We start from the raw sequence: 18,583 nt of genomic DNA, 5'->3' as shown, positions 1-18,583 counted from the left end.
TTTCAGCAGACCACGCGACGTCCGGTCAGAGAGGGAAGGTCTCGCCGGTGAGGAGCTCGGACTCCTCCCACAACCGACGGGAGAGCTCGACGTCCAGGGCCGCCGGCGCGCGCCCGACGAGCGTCGGCCAGCCGAACATCTCGCCGGGGCCGTCAGGGCCGACGAACGAGTTGCCCGGCAGGTCGAAGGTCGCGGCGTACGCGACGGGGAGCGCGCCCTTCCACGCCGGCATGCCGACCAATTGGTGGCCCCAGGAGCCCACCCAGGTCTTCCAGCCCGTGCCGGTGCCGCTGGTGATGTTGGACGACGTCGTGCCGGGGTGCGCGCCGACCGAGCGGACCGTGGATCCGGCAGCGGTCAGACGACGCTGGAGCTCACCGAGGAACAGCGTGTTGGCCATCTTGGACTGCTGGTAGGCCGCGAAGGGCTTGTACTCCCGTCGTCGCCACTGGAGGTCGTCGAGGTCGAGCTCGCCGCCGCGGTGCGCCTGGGACGTCACGACCACCACACGGTCACGCACGCGGGGAAGCAACCGGTTCGCCAGCGCGAAGTGGCCGAGATGGTTGGTAGCGAAGTGCATCTCGTGGCCGTCGGCGCTGTGTCGCCATGGCACACCGAGCACGCCGGCGTTGTTCACCAGCACATCGATCTCGCCGTCCAGATTCTCGGTGAAGCGCCGCACGGAGGCGAGGTCGGAGAGGTCGAGGACCGCGACCTCCACGGTGCCGGGGAGCGACGTAGCGCGGATGGTGTCCGCGGCGGCCTCGCCGCGGCGCTCGTCGCGGCACGCCATGACGACGTGGGCGCCGGATTCGACGAGGCGCTCTGCGAGGGCCAGGCCGATGCCGCTGTTGGCGCCGGTGACGACGAAACGACGGCCGGCCTGCACGGGGATCGCGCGACGCGGGTCGTCCGTCCTGCTCGTCGGGCGGTTCAGGGGGTTTCTGCGAGCCACGGCGCACAGCGTCCCATGGCGACCTCGCGGTGAACTCGTGCGATCGGCTGGCAGGACCATCGGCCACCGGAGCACACCTCCGCGGCGGGTGGGACACAGACACGCGACCGACTGGCAGGATCGAGCCGTGAGCGCTCTCGCCTCGTCCTCCTCCGTCAGCCTGCTGCGCAGCGAGGCCGAGGCGCGCGCTGCCCAGCTCACCGTCGCCGGCTACGAGATCGACCTCGACCTCGATGCCGGGGAGGAGACGTTCTCGTCGCGCACCGTGATCCGCTTCGACAGCACCGGCGGCGCCAGCTTCGTCGACGTCAAGCCCGCACAGCTGCTCAGCGTGCGGCTCAACGGGACGCCGATCGACACCGACACCCTCGAGCGCGGCCGCATCCGGATCGCGACGGCGTCGGGTGCGAACGAGCTCGAGGTCGAGGCGACGATGGCCTACCGGCATGACGGCGAGGGCCTGCACCGGTCGATCGATCCCGCCGACGGACATCACTACGTCTACGGCATGTCCTTCATGGACGCCGCGCCGTCGGTCTTCGCCTGCTTCGACCAACCCGACCTCAAAGCCCCGTACACGTTCACCGTCCGCGCGCCGCGCGACTGGACCGTGATCGGCAACTCCCCCGCCGAGAAGGGCGACGACGAGTCGTGGCGATGGGGGCCGACCCAGCCGCTCTCGACCTACTTCGTGACCCTGGTCGCGGGTCCCTACCACCTGATCCGCTCCGCGCACGACGGGATTCCGCTCGGACTCAGTTGTCGCGCGAGCCTCGCGCCGCACCTCGAGCAGGACGCCGAGGAGATCCTCACCCTGACCGGACAGTGCTTCGACGAGTTCCACCGGCTCTTCGGCATCCGTTACCCGTTCGGCGACTACCACCAGGCGTTCGTCCCGGAGTTCAACGCCGGCGCCATGGAGAACCCCGGCTGCGTGACGTTCCGCGACCAGCTCGTCTTCGACTCGCGCGTCACCCGCGGTCAGCGGCTGCTGCGGGCGACCACGATCGCTCACGAGATGGCCCACCAGTGGTTCGGCAACCTCACGACGCCGCGCTGGTGGGACGACCTCTGGCTCAACGAGTCGTTCGCGGAGTACCTGGGCAACCGCGTCACCGCCGAGGTGACCGAGTTCGGCGACGCCTGGGAGCACGTCGCGTGGTCGCGGCGTCAGTGGGGGCTGAGCGCCGACCAGGCTCCCTCCACGCACCCCGTCGCCGGGAACGGTGCCGGGGATGCCCTGACGGCGCTCCAGAGCTTCGACGGGATCTCCTACGCCAAGGGCTCCTCGATCCTCAAGCAGATCGCCACGAGCATCGGCGACGAGGCGTTCTTCGGCGGGGCGATCGACCTCTTCGAGCGGCACCGGTTCGGCAATGCCACCATGGACGATCTCTTCGCATGCTGGCGTGGCCGCGGCGCCGAGGGTCTCGACGACGTGATCGCACACTGGTTGCTCCGCGCCGGAGCCGACGTGATCTCGCTCGATCGCCAGGCCGGACGACTGGTGCGGACGGCTCCCGTCGAACCCGGGAGAGTGCCTGCCGATCGGCGCCATCGGCTGCAGCTCGCCCGGTTGCGCGCCGGTGAGGCCACGGTCGCCCCTGTCGAGCTCGCGGGCGTCGCGGCGCCCGTCGCGGTCGCCCCCGACGACGTCGTGGTGATCGATCCGTACGAGCAGAGCTGGGGGGTCTACGTCCCCGATGCGATCACGGTGCGAGGGCTGGTCAGCGAGCTGCCACGCGTCGTCGACCCGACGCTCCGTGCCGCGATCTGGAACAACCTCAAGAGCGGGTACTCGGTGGCGCAGGTGGCTCCGGACGACATCGTCGAGGTGCTCGTCGCCGACCTGCCGGTCTACGACACCGAGGACACCGCTCGCCACACGATGCCGTGGGTGCTCAGCGAGGTGCTGCCGGCCGCCGCCGACGGGAGTACCGCCCGGGTGCACACCGCTGCCCGGGGGCTGGCGGAGAGCCTCCGACCCGGCTCGGAGACACAGCTGGCCGCGTTCCGGGCCGCCGTCCACACCGCGGTCGACCCCGATCTGCTCCGTGCCTGGCTCACCCAGCCTCCTGCCGGAGTCGAGGCGGACCTCGCCGTTCGCTGGCGAGTCCTGGTGCGGCTCGCCACGCTGGGGGCGGTCACTCCCGAGGAGCTCGACGCGGCGCTCGCCGACGAACCCACGGCGGTCTCGCGGGTCGAGCACACCCGGGCACGGGCCTCGCTGCCCACCGAGGAGGCCAAGGAGTACGCCTGGTCGCGCTTCACCGGCGCGGTCCAGGTCGCCAACTACGAGCTCGAGGCCGCCGGCCTCGGGATGTGGCGCGGTGGCCAGTCGGAGGTCCTCGGCGACTACGTCGCGCGGTACGTCCGAGACCTTCCGCACACCTCGAACGTCCGCAGCGGGTGGGTCCTCGCACTCGCGGCCGCGCAGTTCTTCCCCACGACCATCGTCGATGACGCGACCCTCGCGGCGGTGCGCACGTTGCTCGAGCCCGGCGTGCTCGAACCCGCGGTGCATCGGCGCGTGGTCGACCGGATCGACCAGTTCGAACGTCAGCTCGCCGTGCGCCGCGCCTACCCCCGACGAGTCGCCCGCGATGGCTGAGAACCCTGTCCGACGGCCGGGCCCGACCCGCCGCGTGCGCGTCGTCGAGTTCTCCGCGGTCCGCGACGGAGTCGGCGGCGAGCGACGGCGGGAGGATCGGGTCGTCACCGAGGAACCGCTGGAGATCAGGCTCGGATGGCCCGGACGCGCCGCCGAGCGACTGTGGGTCACGATGCGCACGCCGGGCCACGACTTCGAGCTCGCCGCGGGGTGGCTCCTCCATGAGGGCGTGATCACCGGCGCCGACGACGTCCAGCGCGTCGCGTACTGCACGGACACGGCCTTGGCGCCCGACCAGGAGTTCAACGTCGTGACCGTCACGCTGACCGGCTCGCCGTCGGGAGCGCTCCCCCACCAGCACATCGCACTCTCCGCGGGCTCGTCCGCCTGCGGAGTGTGCGGCCGCGACAGTCTGGACGGCGTCCTGGCCACCCGCCGCGCTCCCGCCTGGACCGATGCCCTGCCGCCACCCGACGTCGTCCGTTCGCTGCCGGATGCACTGCGTGGGCACCAGCAGGTCTTCAGCCGGACCGGCGGAGCCCATGCCGCGGGCCTGGTCGACGCGAGCGGGTCACTGCTCGTCGTGCGTGAGGACGTCGGCAGGCACAACGCCGTCGACAAGGTGACCGGCTCGCGACTCCTGGCCGGGGAGGCTGTGGCGCAGGCCTGCCTGGTCGTCTCCGGGCGCGCCGGTTTCGAACTGGTCCAGAAGGCCGTCGTGGCCGGCATCGGGAGTCTCGTGGCCGTGGGGGCCCCGACCGGGCTGGCCGTCGAGCTGGCGAGCCGCAGCGGCTTGGCGTTGTACGGCTTCGCCCGGGAGAACCGCGTCGTGCGCTACGCATGAGGGGCGCTTCCCGACGGTGGTGGGCTTGTCGAGACACTCACCCGGTTTCGAGGCAGTTCGCTAGCGCGAACAACACCTCAACCACCGTGGTGACCGGCGTGGGTCACCGGCTGTGTCGGCGGCGGCAACTACCGTCACTCGCGTGCGCATCCTCCACACCTCCGACTGGCATCTGGGCCGGTCGTTCCACCGGGAGGGAATGCTCACGCACCAGGCCGCCTACCTCGATCACCTCGTCGAGGTGATCGACGGCGAAGAGGTGGATCTGGTCGTCGTCGCAGGTGACGTCTACGACCGCGCCCTGCCGCCTGTCGACGCGGTCACGCTGGCCGGTGAGACGCTCGAGCGACTGGCGGCCTCTCGCGCCCGCGTTGTCGTGACCAGCGGCAACCATGATTCCGCGCGCCGTCTCGGCTTCGGCTCGCGACTGATCGATGCCGCGGGCGTGCATCTGCGCACCGATCCCGCCGGGGTCGGTGCACCGGTGTTGCTGGAGGATGCCCACGGCGCCGTCGCCGTGTACGGCATCCCGTTCCTCGACCCGCACGCCGTCTCGTCCGCGTGGGCGCTGGAGGCAGCGTCGCATCAGACTGCTCTCGGCGAGGCGATGCGCCGGATCCGGGCCGACCTGGCGCAGCGGGCCGGCGCACGATCGGTCGTGCTCGCCCATGCGTTCGTCGCGGGCGCGGCGCCCTCGGACTCCGAGCGCGACATCAGCGTCGGCGGCGTGGCTCGCGTCCCCGTCTCGCTGTTCGACGGCGTCGACTACGCCGCGCTGGGCCACCTCCACGGGGCCCACGTCCTGAGCGATCAGGTCCGCTACAGCGGATCGCCGCTGGCCTACTCCTTCTCCGAGGCGGGTCATCGCAAGGGCTCGTGGTTGATCGACCTCGCTGCCGACGGCGTCCGCGCGTCCGAGTTCGTCCCGGCCCCGGTCCCGCGTCCGTTGGCCCGGCTCCACGGCTCGCTCGACGAGCTGCTCGGCGACCCCTCTCTGGACGAACACGAGGCGTCCTGGGTGGAAGCCACCCTCACCGACGTACCGAGGCCCGCCCACGCGATGGATCGACTGCGACGACGCTTCCCCCACACGCTCGTACTCGGCTTCGACGCGGTGGCGACGCCGTTCGATGTCCGGGCCGTCGCCGATCACGGACGTGACGATCGTGCCGTGGCGGCGGACTTCGTGCTGCAGGTCCGCGGCGTCCCTGCGACGTCGGAGGAGCTCGCCCTGCTGGGCGAGGCGGTCGACGCCTGCTGCGACGACACGTCGACCGACGCCGAGCCCGCGGTCGTGGGCGGTGCCGTGCCGTGAGGCTGCACTCCCTGCGGATCGAGGCGTTCGGGCCGTTCGCCGGAGTCGTCGACATCGACGTCGACGAGCTCTCCGACGCCGGACTCTTCCTCCTCTCGGGCGCCACGGGAGCCGGCAAGACCAGCGTGCTCGACGCGGTCTGCTTCGCGCTCTTCGGCGACGTGCCCGGCGATCGCAGCGCTGCCAAGCGGTTGCGAGCCGACCAGGCGGACGACGGCGCCGTGCCCCGCGTGAGCATCGAGGCCACGCTGGGGGGACGCCGGTTCCATCTCGTCCGCTCACCCGCCTGGGACCGACCGAAGAAGCGCGGCACGGGAACGACTCCGCAGCAGGCCAGCGTCTCGGTGTCGGAGTGGCTCCCCCACGACGGCACCTGGCGCCCTGTCACCAACCGCATGGACGAGGCCGGTGACCTCGTCACTCGGCTGCTGGGCATGAACCTGACCCAGTTCACCCAGGTGGCGATGCTGCCTCAGGGGCGATTCCAGGCCTTCCTGCGCGCCAACTCCCACGATCGCCATCAACTGCTGCAACGGCTCTTCCACACCCATCGCTTCGAGCAGGTCGAGCGATGGCTCCGCGAGCACGCCCTCGACCGCGGCAGGGTCAGCGCGCGCCACCGCGAGGCGGTCCTCGGGTTGGTGAGCCGGGTCAGTGAGGCGTCGGATCGCCCACCGCCCGACGGCGTGAGCGATGGCGCCCCCGCCCCGGGCGACCCGGCTGCGCTCGCCGATGCCGTCTCGTCATGGGCCGCCCCGGTGTCGGACGCCCTGCGCGCCGGCGAAGCGACCGCACGCGAGCATGCCCAGACCTCCCGCCGACTCGCGGATGCACTCGGACATCAGCACCATCGCCTCCGCGACCAGATCGAGCGGCAGCGCGAGTGCGCTGCGGCGAACCGCGTCCTCTCCGACCTCGACGCCGAGCATGACCAGGACGAACTCGATCGCGGACGGCTCGACGCCGCGCGCCGCGCCGTCGGCGTGCTGCCCCTGCACGACCGCCTGAGAGCAGACATCCACCAGCAGACGACGACCGCGGATGCTGCGTCCGAGGCCACCGAGGCAGCGGCGATCATGCTCGCCGGCCCGGACGCCGAGGCGACGCTCCCGTTCGTCTCCCGGAGCGAACTGGAGGCGGCTCGGGAGACGAGCCGGGCCCGTGCCGCAGCCGGCAGCGCCGCCCTCCCCCGACTCCAACGCCGCGAGGTGCTCGTGCGCGAGCGCAGCGCGCTGGAGCACCGGGAGACCGAGCTCGAGACTGTGCTGGCGACCCTGCACAGCGACGCCGCTCCGCTCCCGGCGGCACTCGCCGACGTCGAGGCCGCGCTCGCCGACGCGACGTCACGTGCCGCCGTGCTCGTCCGAGATCAGGAGGCGCTGCGCGCCGCCGAGGAGCGGGTCGCCGCTCACGAGGCCGCGCTCAGCCTCACCGACGACCTCGCCGAGGCGCAGGCTGCGTGGTGGGAGAGCCGCGAGCACCTCATGGAGGCGCGCGAGCAGCTCGTCGTCCTCCAGCAGGCACGCATCGACGGGATGGCAGCCGAGCTCGCCGGAGCCCTCGCCGTCGGGGCGTGCTGCCCGGTATGCGGCTCGGCAGAACACCCGCACAAGGCGCCGGGTGCCCCCGGGGCTCCCGATGCGGCACAGGAGAAGGCGGTCCGCTCTCGCGCCGACGACCTGGCGCTCGAGGTCCACGCTCGTGAGGGTCGGCTCCGCGAGGTGCAGGCTGCGCTGGCTCATGCCCGGGGGCGCGCGGGCGAAGGCACGCTCGAGACGGCTCGTGCCGATCACGCCGCGTGCGCAGGGCGACTGTCGTCGTCGACCGAGGCGGCCGACGCGGTCGTTGCCCTGACAGCTCGTCGAGACGCCGTCCGCGAGCACCTCGACACCATCCGGCGGCGCAACGACGACGCGGAACGCGAGCGCGAGCGTCTTCGCACCCGCCGGGAGGCGGTGACAGACGAGACGGAGGCCATCGACCACGATCTGTCCGCCCTGGTGACTGTCGACGACACCGATGATCTCGATCAGGCAGTGCGGGCCCTCATCACCCACGACGACCTGCTCCGCGAGCGGTGCGACCACGCGATCAGCGCCTCCGACGCCGCGGAGTCGGCAGCCGTTCGTGCGGGCGAGACCCGGCGTGAACTCGAGCGCGCCGCTGCGGCGGCCGGCTTCGGCTCACCTCACGAGGCGATCGCGGCCGCCCTGGACGGCAACCAGATCGATGAACTCATCACCCGGATCGCCGATCGCGAGCACCGACGCACGTCGGCCGCGGCGACGCTGGCGCGGTGGGAGGCGGTCTCCGAGGATCCCGCGGCACAGCCCGACCTCGCGACGCTGATCGCTCAGGTCGACGGCGTCGACGTGTCCGTCGAGCCGACGGACGACGAGGAGCTGCTGAGCCGCGTCGGCGAGGCCGCGACGCGGGCCGATTCCACCGCCACCTCGGCCGAAGCTGCCCTGCTCATGGCCACGCAGCGGCTCGCGCGGGTCAACCGTCTCCTCGACGACCTCACCGACGCCCTGGAAGCCTGGGCTCCGGTGCGCACCGAGCACGAGCGTGCTGCCGCACTGGCAGCCCTCGTGGAGGGCAAGTCGGCCGACAACCCCCTCAAGATGAGGCTCTCGGCCTACGTCGTGGCCTACCGGCTCAGCCAGGTCGTCGCCGCGGCGAACGAGCGGCTCGCGCGGATGAGCGACCAGCGCTACTCCCTCGAGCACACCGGCCGACGCGGTGCCGGCGAGTCACGCGGTGGCCTCAGTCTCCTCGTCCGCGACGACTGGTCCGGCGAGAGCCGGGATCCGGCGACTCTCTCGGGGGGCGAGACCTTCGTCGTCTCCCTCGCGCTCGCTCTCGGCCTCGCGGACGTGATCACCGGAGAGGTCGGGGGCGCGACGCTCGACACCCTCTTCGTCGACGAGGGCTTCGGTTCGCTCGACGCCGACACGCTCGACGACGTCATGGACACCCTGGACTCGCTGCGAGACGGCGGTCGCGTGGTCGGTGTGGTCAGTCACGTCGCCGAGATGCGCGACCGGATCCCGGTGCAGCTCGTGGTCACCAAGTCCCGCGCCGGATCGACGGCGGCCATTCGACGTCTCGCCGCAGGCTGAGGCCCCGGCCTCAGGTCGCCGACCGGCTCAGAGGGCCGACTCCCCCGACGCCGCCGCCCCGTGGCTGATCGCCTCGAGCAGAGCGTTGTTGAACGCCGGGATGTCGTCCGGGTTGCGGCTGGTGATCAGGTTCCCGTCGGTGACGACCCTCTCGTCCACCCACTCGCCGCCGGCGTTGCGGATGTCGGTCTGCAGGCTCGGCCACGACGCGATTCGACGACCGTCGACGACACCTGCCTCCACCAGCGCCCACGGGGCGTGGCAGATGGCCGCGACCGGCTTACCCGATGCGACGAAGTCGCGCACGAACGCCACTGCGGAGTCGTCAGCGCGCAAGGCATCGGGGTTCGCGACTCCGCCCGGGAGCACCAGCGCTACGTAGTCGTCGATGGCGGCGTCGGCCACGACCAGGTCGACCGGGTGGCTGTCGGCCTTGTCGAGGTGGTTGAAGAGCTGAGCCTCGCCCCCCTCGGGGGCCAGAAGCACGGGCTCGTACCCGGCGTCACTGACGGCCTGCCAGGGATCGACGAGCTCGACGCGCTCGATCCCCTCGTTGGCGGTGAGGAAGGCGACCTTGCCGCTGGGCTGGTGGGTGGTCTCGGTGGTCTCCGTTGCGGTAGCCATGCCTCGAACGTAGGCACGTCGCTCGCTGCCCGCCATGCACTCAGGGGTGGGCGGAACCCGCCGTCAGACCAGCGAGCGCCACGAGGAGACGTCGAGACCCCAGTCCCGCTGGAGACGTTCGGCCTGCGGCCGATAGAGCGTCTGCAGCGATTCCCGCAGGCCGGGCGTCCAGTCCCAGTCGGCTTTGGAGGAGGATCCCGACTCCTGGTCGACGTCCTGCAGCGCCACCGGGTCGAGGCCGAGCAGGCCCCAGAGGCCGTCGACCATGCGCTGGGGATCGTCGCGGACCTCTTCGAAGACGAAGACGTGGAGGCGGTCGCGGCCGACGGCAGCGGCCCACATGTCGAGCTGGTCGGCGTAGCACCCGGTCCAGGTCTGCACCGTGATCGGAACCGGATAGGGCCAGGACTTCCCTCGAGTCGCCGCGAGGCGCATGGCCGAGCGGAAGCGCTCGACGGGGTCGCGGAGAAGCACCAGGATCGGTGCGTCTGGAACCAGCGAGGCGGCCGCAGCCGGTGTCGAGGCATGACGCAGGTACTGAGGGGTCCAGTCCCCCCGCGCGATCCCGTCGTCGGGGAAGAGGTCGAGATACTCCGCCGCCTCGATCCGCCCGTCGCCGACCTTGTGGAGCAGGTGCTGCTCCTTCTTCCCGTTGGTGCCCAGGCCGACGCCGGGGTGCTGGGTGAGCAGGTCGGTCAGCCAGGTCGTGCCACTGCGCTGTGCGCCGATGCCCAGCCATGCGGGTGTCCCCATGACGCAGGAGGCTACCGAGGCCCCCGGACAGTCGTGAGGAGTAGGTTCGAACGGTGACCAGTCCCGCGTCTCGTCCAGGTGTCGGCCCCGGCGGTTCAGGCTCGTCCGACCGCGTCGATCCGTCCTTCCTCGCCCTTCCCTACCGGGCGCTCGGCGAGGCGGCGCTGGAACGAGCACGGTCGTTGGGGGTGAGCCACGCGGACTTCCGTTTCGAGCGCATCCGCGAGGAGGACGTCGTCGTCCGTGACGGGGAGTTGGACGGCGCCTCGGAGAGCGAGACGCTCGGGTTCGCCGTCCGGGTCGTGCACCGCGGTGCGTGGGGGTTCGCCTCCGGGGTCTCCCTCACCGTCGATGAGGCACGGCGGGTGACCGAGGCCGCTGTCGCGGTCGCCGAGCTGAGCTCGGCGATGACCACCACTGACGTCGAGCTGGCTCCCGAGCCGATCTACGACGACGTCGTCTGGGCGAGCGCGTACGAGATCGACCCGTTCTCGGTCGCACGTGGCGAGAAGGTCGATGTCCTCGTCGACTGGACCGAGCGACTGCGACGGGGCGCGGCGGTGGACCACGCCCGGGCGTTCGTGCATCACGTGCTCGAGAACAAGTACTACGCCGACCTGGCTGGCACCCGCACGACCCAGCAGCGCGTCCGGATCATGCCCGGGTTCGAGGCGATGGGGGCCGGCGCCGACGTCGTCGACTCGATGGCGAGCATCGCGCCACCGGCGGGACGCGGATGGGAGTACGTGCTGGCGGGCCCGCACGACTGGGACGCCGAGCTCGAGGCCGTCCCAGAGCTGTTGGCCGAGAAGCTCAAGGCACCGAGCGTCGAGCCGGGTCGCTACGACCTGGTCATCCACCCGAGCAATCTGTGGCTGACCATCCACGAGTCGATCGGCCACGCGACCGAACTCGATCGGGCGCTCGGCTACGAGGCCAACTACGCCGGCACCTCGTTCGCCACGCTCGATCTTCTCGGCACGCTGCAGTACGGGTCGCCGATCATGCACGTCACCGGGGATCGCACGATCGAGCACGGCCTGGCGACGATCGGCTTCGACGACGACGGCGTCGCCGGCCAGCAGTGGGACGTCGTGCGCGACGGCGTCCTGGTCGGGTACCAGCTCGACCGATCGATGGCGGCCCTCCACCCCGACCTGCACCAGCTCGACGGCGCTCCCCGCTCCAACGGGTGCTCCTACGCCGACTCGCCCGGGCACATCCCGATCCAACGAATGGCCAACATCTCCCTTCAACCCGATCCCGACCCGGGGCCGGGGCCGAGCACCGACGACCTGATCGGTCAGGTCGAGGACGGCATCCTCATCGTGGGCGACAAGTCCTGGAGCATCGACATGCAGCGCTACAACTTCCAGTTCACCGGCCAGCGCTTCCAGCGGATCAAGGGCGGCGAGCTCGTCGGTCAGGTTCGCGACGTCGCCTACCAGGCCACCACGACGGAGTTCTGGAACTCCCTCGACGCGGTCGGCGGACGTCAGACCTGGGAGCTCGGGGGTGCCTTCAACTGCGGCAAGGCGCAGCCGGGTCAGGTCGCCGCGGTCAGCCACGGCTGTCCGACGTCGCTGTTCCGCGGCGTCCGGATCCTCAACACCCGTCAGGAGGGCGGACTGTGAGCTCCCCCGTGACAGCCGTGACGACAGAGGTGGCGCCGTCGCCCCAGGAACTCGCCGAGCGCGGCCTCGCCGCCTCCCGCTCCTCCGACTGCATCGTGCTCGTCCACGTGCGGTCGGCGGCGAATCTGCGATGGGCCGACAACACGCTGACCACGAACGGCGTGAGCCGCGGGTGCGACGTCACGGTCATCGCCGTCGTCCGCACCGCAGACGGCGTGGCGACCGCCTCGGTCAGCGGCGTCGCCACCACGATCGCCGACGTCACGGCGTTGGTCGGACGCGCCGACGAGGCAGCGTCGGCATCGACCGCGGCCGTCGACGCCCACCCGCTGCTCGCGCCCGAGGACGTACGCGACAACGGCGCCACCTGGGACCAGGCCCCCGCCACGACCGACATCTCCGTCTACGGGAGCATCGCTCCTGCACTCGGTGATGTCTTCAGCCGGGCTCGAGGCGCCGGGCGGCGTCTCTACGGCTTCGTCAACCACGAGATGGTGACGACCTACCTGGCCTCGTCGACGGGCGTCCGGCTCCGTCACGCACAGCCCACCGGCCACCTCGGCTGTACCGGGAAGACCGCGGATCTCGGCGCGAGTGCCTGGGTGGGCCAGCCGACGCGTGACTTCGCCGATATCGATCCTCACGCCGTCGACGACGAGCTGACACGTCGGCTCGTCTGGTCCGACCGTCGGATCGACCTCGCCGCCGGGAGGTACGACACCGTGCTGCCGCCCACGGCCGTCGCGGACCTGATGATCTACGCCTACTGGGAGGCCTCGGCCCGCGCCGCGATGGACGGGCAGTCGGTCTACAGCGCACCCGGCGTCGGACCACGCTGGGACGAGCGGATCGCCTCCCCCGGCGTGCAGCTCGGCTCCGATCCGAGCGGCGCCGGGTTTCCTGGCCTGAGCTGTCAGCCGTTCCTGACAGTGGCCTCGTCCGGAGGGGACGTGTCCGTCTTCGACAACGGCACGCCACTCGACGCGACCGCGTGGATCGAGGACGGGCATCTGCGTGCCCTCCACCAGTCACGGCACACCGCGGGCCAGTCGCACCGCCCCCTGACACCGGCGATCGACAACCTCGTCCTGGACGTCGACGGTGGGGCCGGCAGCGTCGAGGATCTCGTGGGCGGCACCGACCGGGGACTCCTCCTGACCTGCCTGTGGTACATCCGTACCGTCGACCCCCAGAGTCTCCTGCTGACCGGTCTGACCCGCGACGGCGTCTACCTGATCGAGGGAGGGGAGATCGTCGGTGCAGTCAACAACTTCCGGTGGAACGAGTCGCCGCTGGACCTGCTGCGGCGATTCAGCCACGCGGGAGAGGCCGCACCCTGCCTCAGCCGCGAATGGGGCGACGACTACTTCTCACGCACCGTGATGCCGGCGCTGCGCGTGCCCGACTTCAACATGTCGAGCGTCTCCCAGGCGACCTAGTGCCGAGACACTCGTCTCTCCTGACATCCGACGACGACAACCGGGGCCAAGACCCGCCCTTCCCGAGATCTGCGATGCCGCGCGGGTTAGGATCCCGCTGTCGCCATCGCCCCCTGCCGATCGGAAGTCTGCTGCTCATGCGTGCTCGCCCCTTCTCGTGGACGACGATGACGCGCGCGGCAGCACTGGCCGTCGGTGCGATCGTCGTGGCGCCGATGATCGGGCCGGTCCCGGCTGCGACCGCCGCCCCGGTCCCGCGCGATGACGCGTACACGGTGATCGCCGGTTCCGAGATCAAGCTTCCCGTGCTCGACAACGACACGACCGTCGGCGGGAGCGGCACGCTGACGGTCTGCGACGTGACGATGTCGTCGTCGAACAGCCAGGTCTTCTACGCGACTGCGCTCGATACCTCGGTGTACGTCGACATCCGGCCCTACACCCGCGGCACGGTGTCGTTCACCTACCGCGCGTGCCAGGGCTCGGAGCAGTCCCGGGCGACGCGGGTGACGCTGAGCATCACCCAGCTCGCCCGGGTGCAGGTGACCAAGCGAAGCGATGCCCGCGGCCAGGTGATCGCGCGCAACCCCAACGACATCGGGCTCGCGGTCCGGTGGGGCTCCACCAAGTCGGGGCGCTCGGACGGCGTCGTGAACGTGCCCGCCAACGGTCAGGTCTTCATCCGGACCAAGCGCACCAGCATCTTCTGGGTCGCCTACCGCCGCTACGGCAACAACGTCGTGCAGGTCGGTTCGGGCGACATCTACAACATCGCGCAGAAGTAACCCCGCACCGGCGGTCACGTCCTCGCGGGACGCATCAGGCGCCGTCGGGGTAGGGCGTCCTGGTGTAGACGAACGTGGCGCACTCCATCGTGTCCGTCCCGACGACGAGACGCTCACCGTGGTGGTAGCCGCTCAGCCCGCGCCACGTCCCGTCGGGCAGTGGCGTGAACGTGTACTGCTCGGCACCGTCATGCAGGGTGGTCGCGACGAGACGGTCTGCACGCCAGGTGAACAGCAGCGCGGTGTTGCCCCAGAACCACAGACCGACGGCGGCCAGCACCGGGGCCGGCACCTCGCCGGAGGGCTCCCACCGCTCTGCCGCGGCGTCCGACGTCGGGCGGTGGTCGTGCCCGTCGAGGAGGAGGGCCGGGACCTGGTCGCTGGGGGGCCCGACGGTCGAGTTCGCCAGTGCGACCGCACCCCGGCCCGAGACCGGGTCGACGAAGAGGCTGGCCTGGAATCCCGGCATCGAGCCGGTGTGACCCACCAGGTCGCGCTCCCCGGCTCGCGTGATCCTCAGGCCCCAGCCGTAGCCGGCGCCGCTGTGGTCGCGCGCCATCTCTGCTGCGGTCGACCGGGAGAGGACGTCGGGTTCGCGGCCCGTCAGCACTCGGGTCCAGCGAGCCATGTCGGCGACGGTGCTCCACAACTGTCCGGCCGGCGCCATCGCACCGGTGTCGGCGTGCGGCTCCCGCGTCAGCTCGCCGGTGACGTGGACGACGCTGTGGCCGCGAGCGTGCCTCGCCGGCGGGTGGTATCCGGTCCGCGTCATCCCGAGGGGGGTCAGCAACTCCTCCTCGACGGCCTGCCACCAGCTGGCGCCGCGCAGGCGGGCCACGACCTCGCCCAGCAGACCGTAGCCGAGGTTCGAGTAGTGGAAACGCTCCCCCACCGCCGCAACGCGCCCCTGCTCCCCGTTGGCGGCGAGCAGAGCGGCGGCGTCGCCACCGTCATGACGTTCCCACCACGGCCCCACCGGCTCCGAGGCGATACCGGAGGTGTGGGTGAGCAGGTCGGCGAGGCGCACACCGTGGAATCGGGCCTCCGGCACGTGATCGCGGACGTCGTCGCTCAGCCTCAACCGTCCCTCGTCCCGCAGACGCAGGATCAGCACTGCCGTCAGTGTCTTGGTGATCGAGCCGACCCGGTACGCCGACATGACGCCGTCCTCGATCCCGGTGCCGACGGCCGCGGTCGCCGTCAGCTCACCATCCGCGAAGACGCCAGCCACCACCGACGGCAGCCGTCCGGCGGCCTGGATCGCTGTCAGTCGCGCCGCCAGCTCGACCGACGAGGGGCTCGAGGTCACGCGAAGGCTTCGGGCGGGGGGCAGGAGCAGACCAGGTTGCGGTCGCCGTAGGCCTGGTCGATCCGCCCCACCGGTGGCCAGTACTTGTCGGGATCGGGTCCGGTCGGGAAGGCCGCGAGGTCGCGTGAGTAGGGCCGATCCCACTCCCCTGCCAGCGCGGCGGTGGTGTGGGGCGCGCCGCGCAGCGGCGACTCCTCCGGAGTCCAGTCGCCGGCGCCGACGCGATCGATCTCGTGGCGGATCGCGATCATCGCGTCGCAGAACCGATCGATCTCGGCGAGATCCTCGGACTCAGTCGGTTCGACCAACAACGTCCCAGCCACGGGGAACGACATCGTCGGCGCGTGGAACCCGTAGTCGACGAGCCGCTTGGCCACGTCGTCCACGCTGACACCGGTGGCCCTGGTCAGTTCGCGGACGTCGAGGATGCACTCGTGCGCCACCAGGCCGCCGTGCCCGGTGTAGAGCACCGGGTAGTGCTCCCCCAGGCGCGCTGCCACGTAGTTGGCCGACAGCACGGCACACGCCGTGGCGCGGCCGAGCCCCTCCGCCCCCATGAGCCGGATGTAGGCCCAGGAGATCGGGAGGATGCCGGCCGAGCCGAACGGGGCGGCGGAGATCGGTCCGATACCGTCGCGGCGATCGGGGTCCGGATGTGCGCCGTGAGTGGGCAGGTACGGCGCCAAGTGCGCGCGCACCGCCACCGGCCCGACTCCGGGTCCGCCACCACCGTGCGGGATGCAGAACGTCTTGTGGAGGTTCAGGTGGGAGACGTCGCCACCGAACTCCCCCGGCTTCGCATGGCCGAGGAGGGCGTTGAGGTTGGCGCCGTCGACGTACACCTGCCCGCCGTGGGCGTGGACGATCTCGCAGAGCTCGGTGATCGTGTCCTCGTAGGCGCCGTGGGTCGAGGGGTACGTCACCATGATCGCGGCGAGCGCATCGGCGTGCTGCTCGCATCGCGCGCGCAGGTCGTCCAGGTCGACCGTGCCGTCGGCCGCGGCCTTCACCACGACGACCTTCATGCCGGCCATCACGGCCGACGCCGCGTTCGTGCCGTGCGCCGAGCTCGGGATCAGGCAGACGTCGCGCTGCTGGTCTCCGCGTGCATGGTGGTAGGCCCGGATCGCCAACAGACCCGCCAGCTCGCCCTGCGAGCCGGCATTCGGCTGGATCGAGACGCGGTCGTAGCCGGTCACCTCCGCCAGCCAACCCTCCAGCTCGTCGATCAGACGGCGGTAGCCCAGGGCGTCCTCGGCGGGAGCGAACGGGTGCAGATCCGCGAAACCGGGGAGGGATACGGGCTCCATCTCGGTGGTGGCGTTGAGCTTCATCGTGCACGAGCCGAGCGGGATCATGCCGCGGTCGAGTGCGTAGTCGCGGGCCGAGAGCCTGCGCAGGTAGCGCAGCATCGCCGTCTCGCTGTGGTGCTGGGCGAACACCTCGTGCTCGAGGTAGGGCGTCGCACGTCGCAGCGCCACCGGCACGGCGTCCGGGGTCTCACCGAGCGCCGCGTCGACATCGTCGATCCCGATGTCGCCCTGCGCCACGCCGAAGGCGCGCAGCACGCCGTCGACCGTCGAGCGGCTGGTGCACTCGGACGTCGAGAGTCCGACGGTGTCCTCGTCGATCAGCCGGAGCTGGATACCGAGAAGGCGCGCGGCCGCGACGACGTCGTGAGCCCGCCCGGCGACCTTCACCGACAGCGTGTCGAAGAAGGACGTCTCCTCAGGTGGGAGGCCCGCGCGGCTCAACGCCGATGCCAGCACTGCCGCGTAGCGATGGGTGCGTTGTGCGATCGTCCGCAGCCCCGCGGCGCCGTGGTAGACCGCGTACATCGAGGCGACGACGGCGAGCAACACCTGAGCGGTGCAGATGTTCGACGTCGCCTTGTCGCGACGGATGTGCTGCTCGCGGGTCTGCAGCGCCAGGCGGTAGGCGGGCCGGCCCGCGGAGTCGACCGAGACGCCGACGAGCCGTCCGGGCAGGTGGCGTTCGAGGCCGGCGGAGACCGACATGTAGCCCGCGTGCGGACCGCCGTAGAACATCGGGACTCCGAAACGCTGTGTCGACCCGATGACGACGTCGGCACCGAGCACGCCAGGAGCCTCGATGAGCGTCAGTGCCAACAGGTCGGCGGCGACGACGGCGAGAGCCCCGCGCTCGTGGGTCGCCTCGATGACAGGGCGCGGGTCGAGGAGTCGCCCGCTCGCCCCGGGGTACTGGATCAGCACGCCGCTGATGTCGCCGTCCGGCAGCCCCTCGGGAGTGCTGAGATCGGCGACGACCACCTCGATCCCCATCGCCTCCGCCCGGGTCAGGACGACCTCGATCGTCTGCGGGAGTGCATCGACGTCGACCACGAAGGCACCCGAGGCGCCGCGCTGAGCGCGGCGGACGAGTGTCATCGCCTCCGCGGCGGCGGTCCCCTCGTCGAGCAGGGGCGCGCTGGCGGGCGGCAGTCCGGTCAGGTCGCTGATCACGGTCTGGAAGTTGAGCAACGCCTCGAGGCGGCCCTGTGAGATCTCGGGCTGGTACGGCGTGTACGCGGTGTACCAGCTCGGGTCCTCGAGCACGTTGCGGCGGATCACCGGCGGGGTCACGGTCGGGTGATATCCGAGCCCGATCATCGCCTCGCCGGGTCGGTTGCTCGCCGCGATCGCCCTCAACTCACGCGCGACGGCGTCCTCGCTCAGCGGCGCGGGCAGGCTCAGCAGCGCGTTCGTGTGGATGCCTCCGGGAACGGCTGCCGCCATGAGCTCGTCGAGCGAGTCGTAGCCCAGGCGCGCCAACATCGTCGCGATCGCCTCGTCGGTCAGACCGATGTGCCGGTCGACGAACGGCATCGCCGCATCGAGGTCGGCCAGCGGGGGCCGGGGGCTGACGGGATCGGACGCGGCGAGGGACACGGGAGTCTCCTGGGCGAGGGTCGGCGGATGCGGGCCCTCCCCCTCTGTCGCGTCGCGGGCTTCGTCGCCCGTGCTCGCTCCACAGTCGCCTCGTCCGCGCGGTCCGGGTGCCTGAGAGGTTCCGGGGAGGAATTGCCCCTTCGGCGCTTGCCACTCCGGACGACGGCGCCCGCCGTCCGGTCAAGACTCTCCCGCGCGGGATCATCAGCGGGGCCAATCTACCCCGCGGGCTGTCACGAGAACGCCACGACCCGTCGTCCGCGGGGGGCCGGGGGGGGGGGGG

At 71.2% G+C, this 18,583-nt stretch carries 12 protein-coding genes and 1 riboswitch; of the genes, 7 read left to right on the top strand and 5 right to left on the bottom strand.

What is annotated here, in order from left to right:
- Window positions 1-25: 25 nt before the first annotated feature.
- Complete coding sequence (locus tag KSO97_RS04800) at window positions 26-955, bottom strand: oxidoreductase (RefSeq protein WP_232676840.1); 930 nt, start codon at window positions 953-955, stop codon at window positions 26-28.
- A gap of 127 nt (window positions 956-1,082) precedes the next feature.
- Between KSO97_RS04800 and pepN the strand changes: the two genes are divergently transcribed.
- From pepN to KSO97_RS04780, 4 genes are all read left to right on the top strand, one after another.
- Window positions 1,083-3,566 carry an aminopeptidase N gene (gene pepN, locus KSO97_RS04795; protein WP_232676839.1) on the top strand — a complete coding sequence of 828 codons (2,484 nt, stop codon included), beginning with the start codon at window positions 1,083-1,085 and terminating at the stop codon, window positions 3,564-3,566.
- Complete coding sequence (locus tag KSO97_RS04790; protein WP_232676838.1) at window positions 3,559-4,410, top strand: formate dehydrogenase accessory sulfurtransferase FdhD; 852 nt, start codon at window positions 3,559-3,561, stop codon at window positions 4,408-4,410. Before pepN ends, KSO97_RS04790 begins: the two co-directional genes overlap by 8 nt.
- A gap of 142 nt (window positions 4,411-4,552) precedes the next feature.
- On the top strand, window positions 4,553-5,725 hold the full coding sequence (locus KSO97_RS18205) for an exonuclease SbcCD subunit D (protein WP_232676837.1): 1,173 nt from the start codon (window positions 4,553-4,555) through the stop codon (window positions 5,723-5,725).
- The gene (locus KSO97_RS04780) at window positions 5,722-8,847 is read left to right on the top strand and encodes an AAA family ATPase (RefSeq protein ID WP_232676835.1); all 3,126 of its coding nucleotides are present in this window, start codon (window positions 5,722-5,724) and stop codon (window positions 8,845-8,847) included. The genes KSO97_RS18205 and KSO97_RS04780 overlap by 4 nt, the downstream gene beginning before the upstream one ends.
- A 27-nt stretch (window positions 8,848-8,874) precedes the next feature.
- Here KSO97_RS04780 and KSO97_RS04775 read toward each other — a convergent pair whose 3' ends face one another.
- Both KSO97_RS04775 and KSO97_RS04770 read right to left on the bottom strand, forming a co-directional pair.
- Window positions 8,875-9,471, bottom strand: a complete 597-nt coding sequence (locus KSO97_RS04775; protein ID WP_232676834.1) for a type 1 glutamine amidotransferase domain-containing protein — start codon at window positions 9,469-9,471, stop codon at window positions 8,875-8,877.
- 63 nt (window positions 9,472-9,534) lie between these two features.
- Complete coding sequence (locus tag KSO97_RS04770; RefSeq protein ID WP_232676833.1) at window positions 9,535-10,224, bottom strand: sulfotransferase; 690 nt, start codon at window positions 10,222-10,224, stop codon at window positions 9,535-9,537.
- A gap of 53 nt (window positions 10,225-10,277) precedes the next feature.
- Between KSO97_RS04770 and KSO97_RS04765 the strand changes: the two genes are divergently transcribed.
- From KSO97_RS04765 to KSO97_RS04755, 3 genes are all read left to right on the top strand, one after another.
- Window positions 10,278-11,858: a TldD/PmbA family protein gene (locus tag KSO97_RS04765; protein ID WP_232676832.1), complete on the top strand. Its 1,581-nt coding sequence runs from the start codon at window positions 10,278-10,280 to the stop codon at window positions 11,856-11,858.
- Window positions 11,855-13,297, top strand: coding sequence for a metallopeptidase TldD-related protein (locus tag KSO97_RS04760; protein WP_232676831.1), 1,443 nt, complete (start codon window positions 11,855-11,857; stop codon window positions 13,295-13,297). Before KSO97_RS04765 ends, KSO97_RS04760 begins: the two co-directional genes overlap by 4 nt.
- Window positions 13,298-13,434: 137 nt before the next feature.
- Window positions 13,435-14,082 carry an Ig-like domain-containing protein gene (locus KSO97_RS04755; RefSeq protein ID WP_232676830.1) on the top strand — a complete coding sequence of 216 codons (648 nt, stop codon included), beginning with the start codon at window positions 13,435-13,437 and terminating at the stop codon, window positions 14,080-14,082.
- Between the two features lie 34 nt (window positions 14,083-14,116).
- Here the strand turns inward: KSO97_RS04755 and KSO97_RS04750 are convergent, their stop codons facing one another.
- Both KSO97_RS04750 and gcvP read right to left on the bottom strand, forming a co-directional pair.
- Window positions 14,117-15,391: a serine hydrolase gene (locus tag KSO97_RS04750; RefSeq protein WP_232676829.1), complete on the bottom strand. Its 1,275-nt coding sequence runs from the start codon at window positions 15,389-15,391 to the stop codon at window positions 14,117-14,119.
- On the bottom strand, window positions 15,388-18,237 hold the full coding sequence (gene gcvP, locus KSO97_RS04745) for an aminomethyl-transferring glycine dehydrogenase (RefSeq protein ID WP_232677115.1): 2,850 nt from the start codon (window positions 18,235-18,237) through the stop codon (window positions 15,388-15,390). The genes KSO97_RS04750 and gcvP overlap by 4 nt, the downstream gene beginning before the upstream one ends.
- A gap of 152 nt (window positions 18,238-18,389) precedes the next feature.
- Window positions 18,390-18,504: riboswitch (glycine riboswitch) on the bottom strand.
- Between the last annotated feature and the right edge of the window lie 79 nt (window positions 18,505-18,583).

The organism is Nocardioides sp. R-C-SC26 (assembly GCF_021246465.1).
In the GTDB taxonomy this organism is placed as follows: Bacteria; Actinomycetota; Actinomycetes; order Propionibacteriales; family Nocardioidaceae; genus Nocardioides.
Note: the sequence above shows the minus strand (reverse complement) of the source record. Positions and strands in the feature narration are given on the sequence as shown.

Excerpts from the sequence above, each read along its gene's own strand:
- gcvP (WP_232677115.1), bottom strand. The coding sequence starts at position 18,237 with ATGCCGTTCGTCGACCGGCACATCGGTCTGACCGACGAGGCGATCGCG.
- KSO97_RS04755 (WP_232676830.1), top strand. The coding sequence starts at position 13,435 with ATGCGTGCTCGCCCCTTCTCGTGGACGACGATGACGCGCGCGGCAGCA.
- KSO97_RS04770 (WP_232676833.1), bottom strand. The coding sequence starts at position 10,224 with ATGGGGACACCCGCATGGCTGGGCATCGGCGCACAGCGCAGTGGCACG.
- KSO97_RS04790 (WP_232676838.1), top strand. The coding sequence starts at position 3,559 with ATGGCTGAGAACCCTGTCCGACGGCCGGGCCCGACCCGCCGCGTGCGC.
- KSO97_RS04775 (WP_232676834.1), bottom strand. The coding sequence starts at position 9,471 with ATGGCTACCGCAACGGAGACCACCGAGACCACCCACCAGCCCAGCGGC.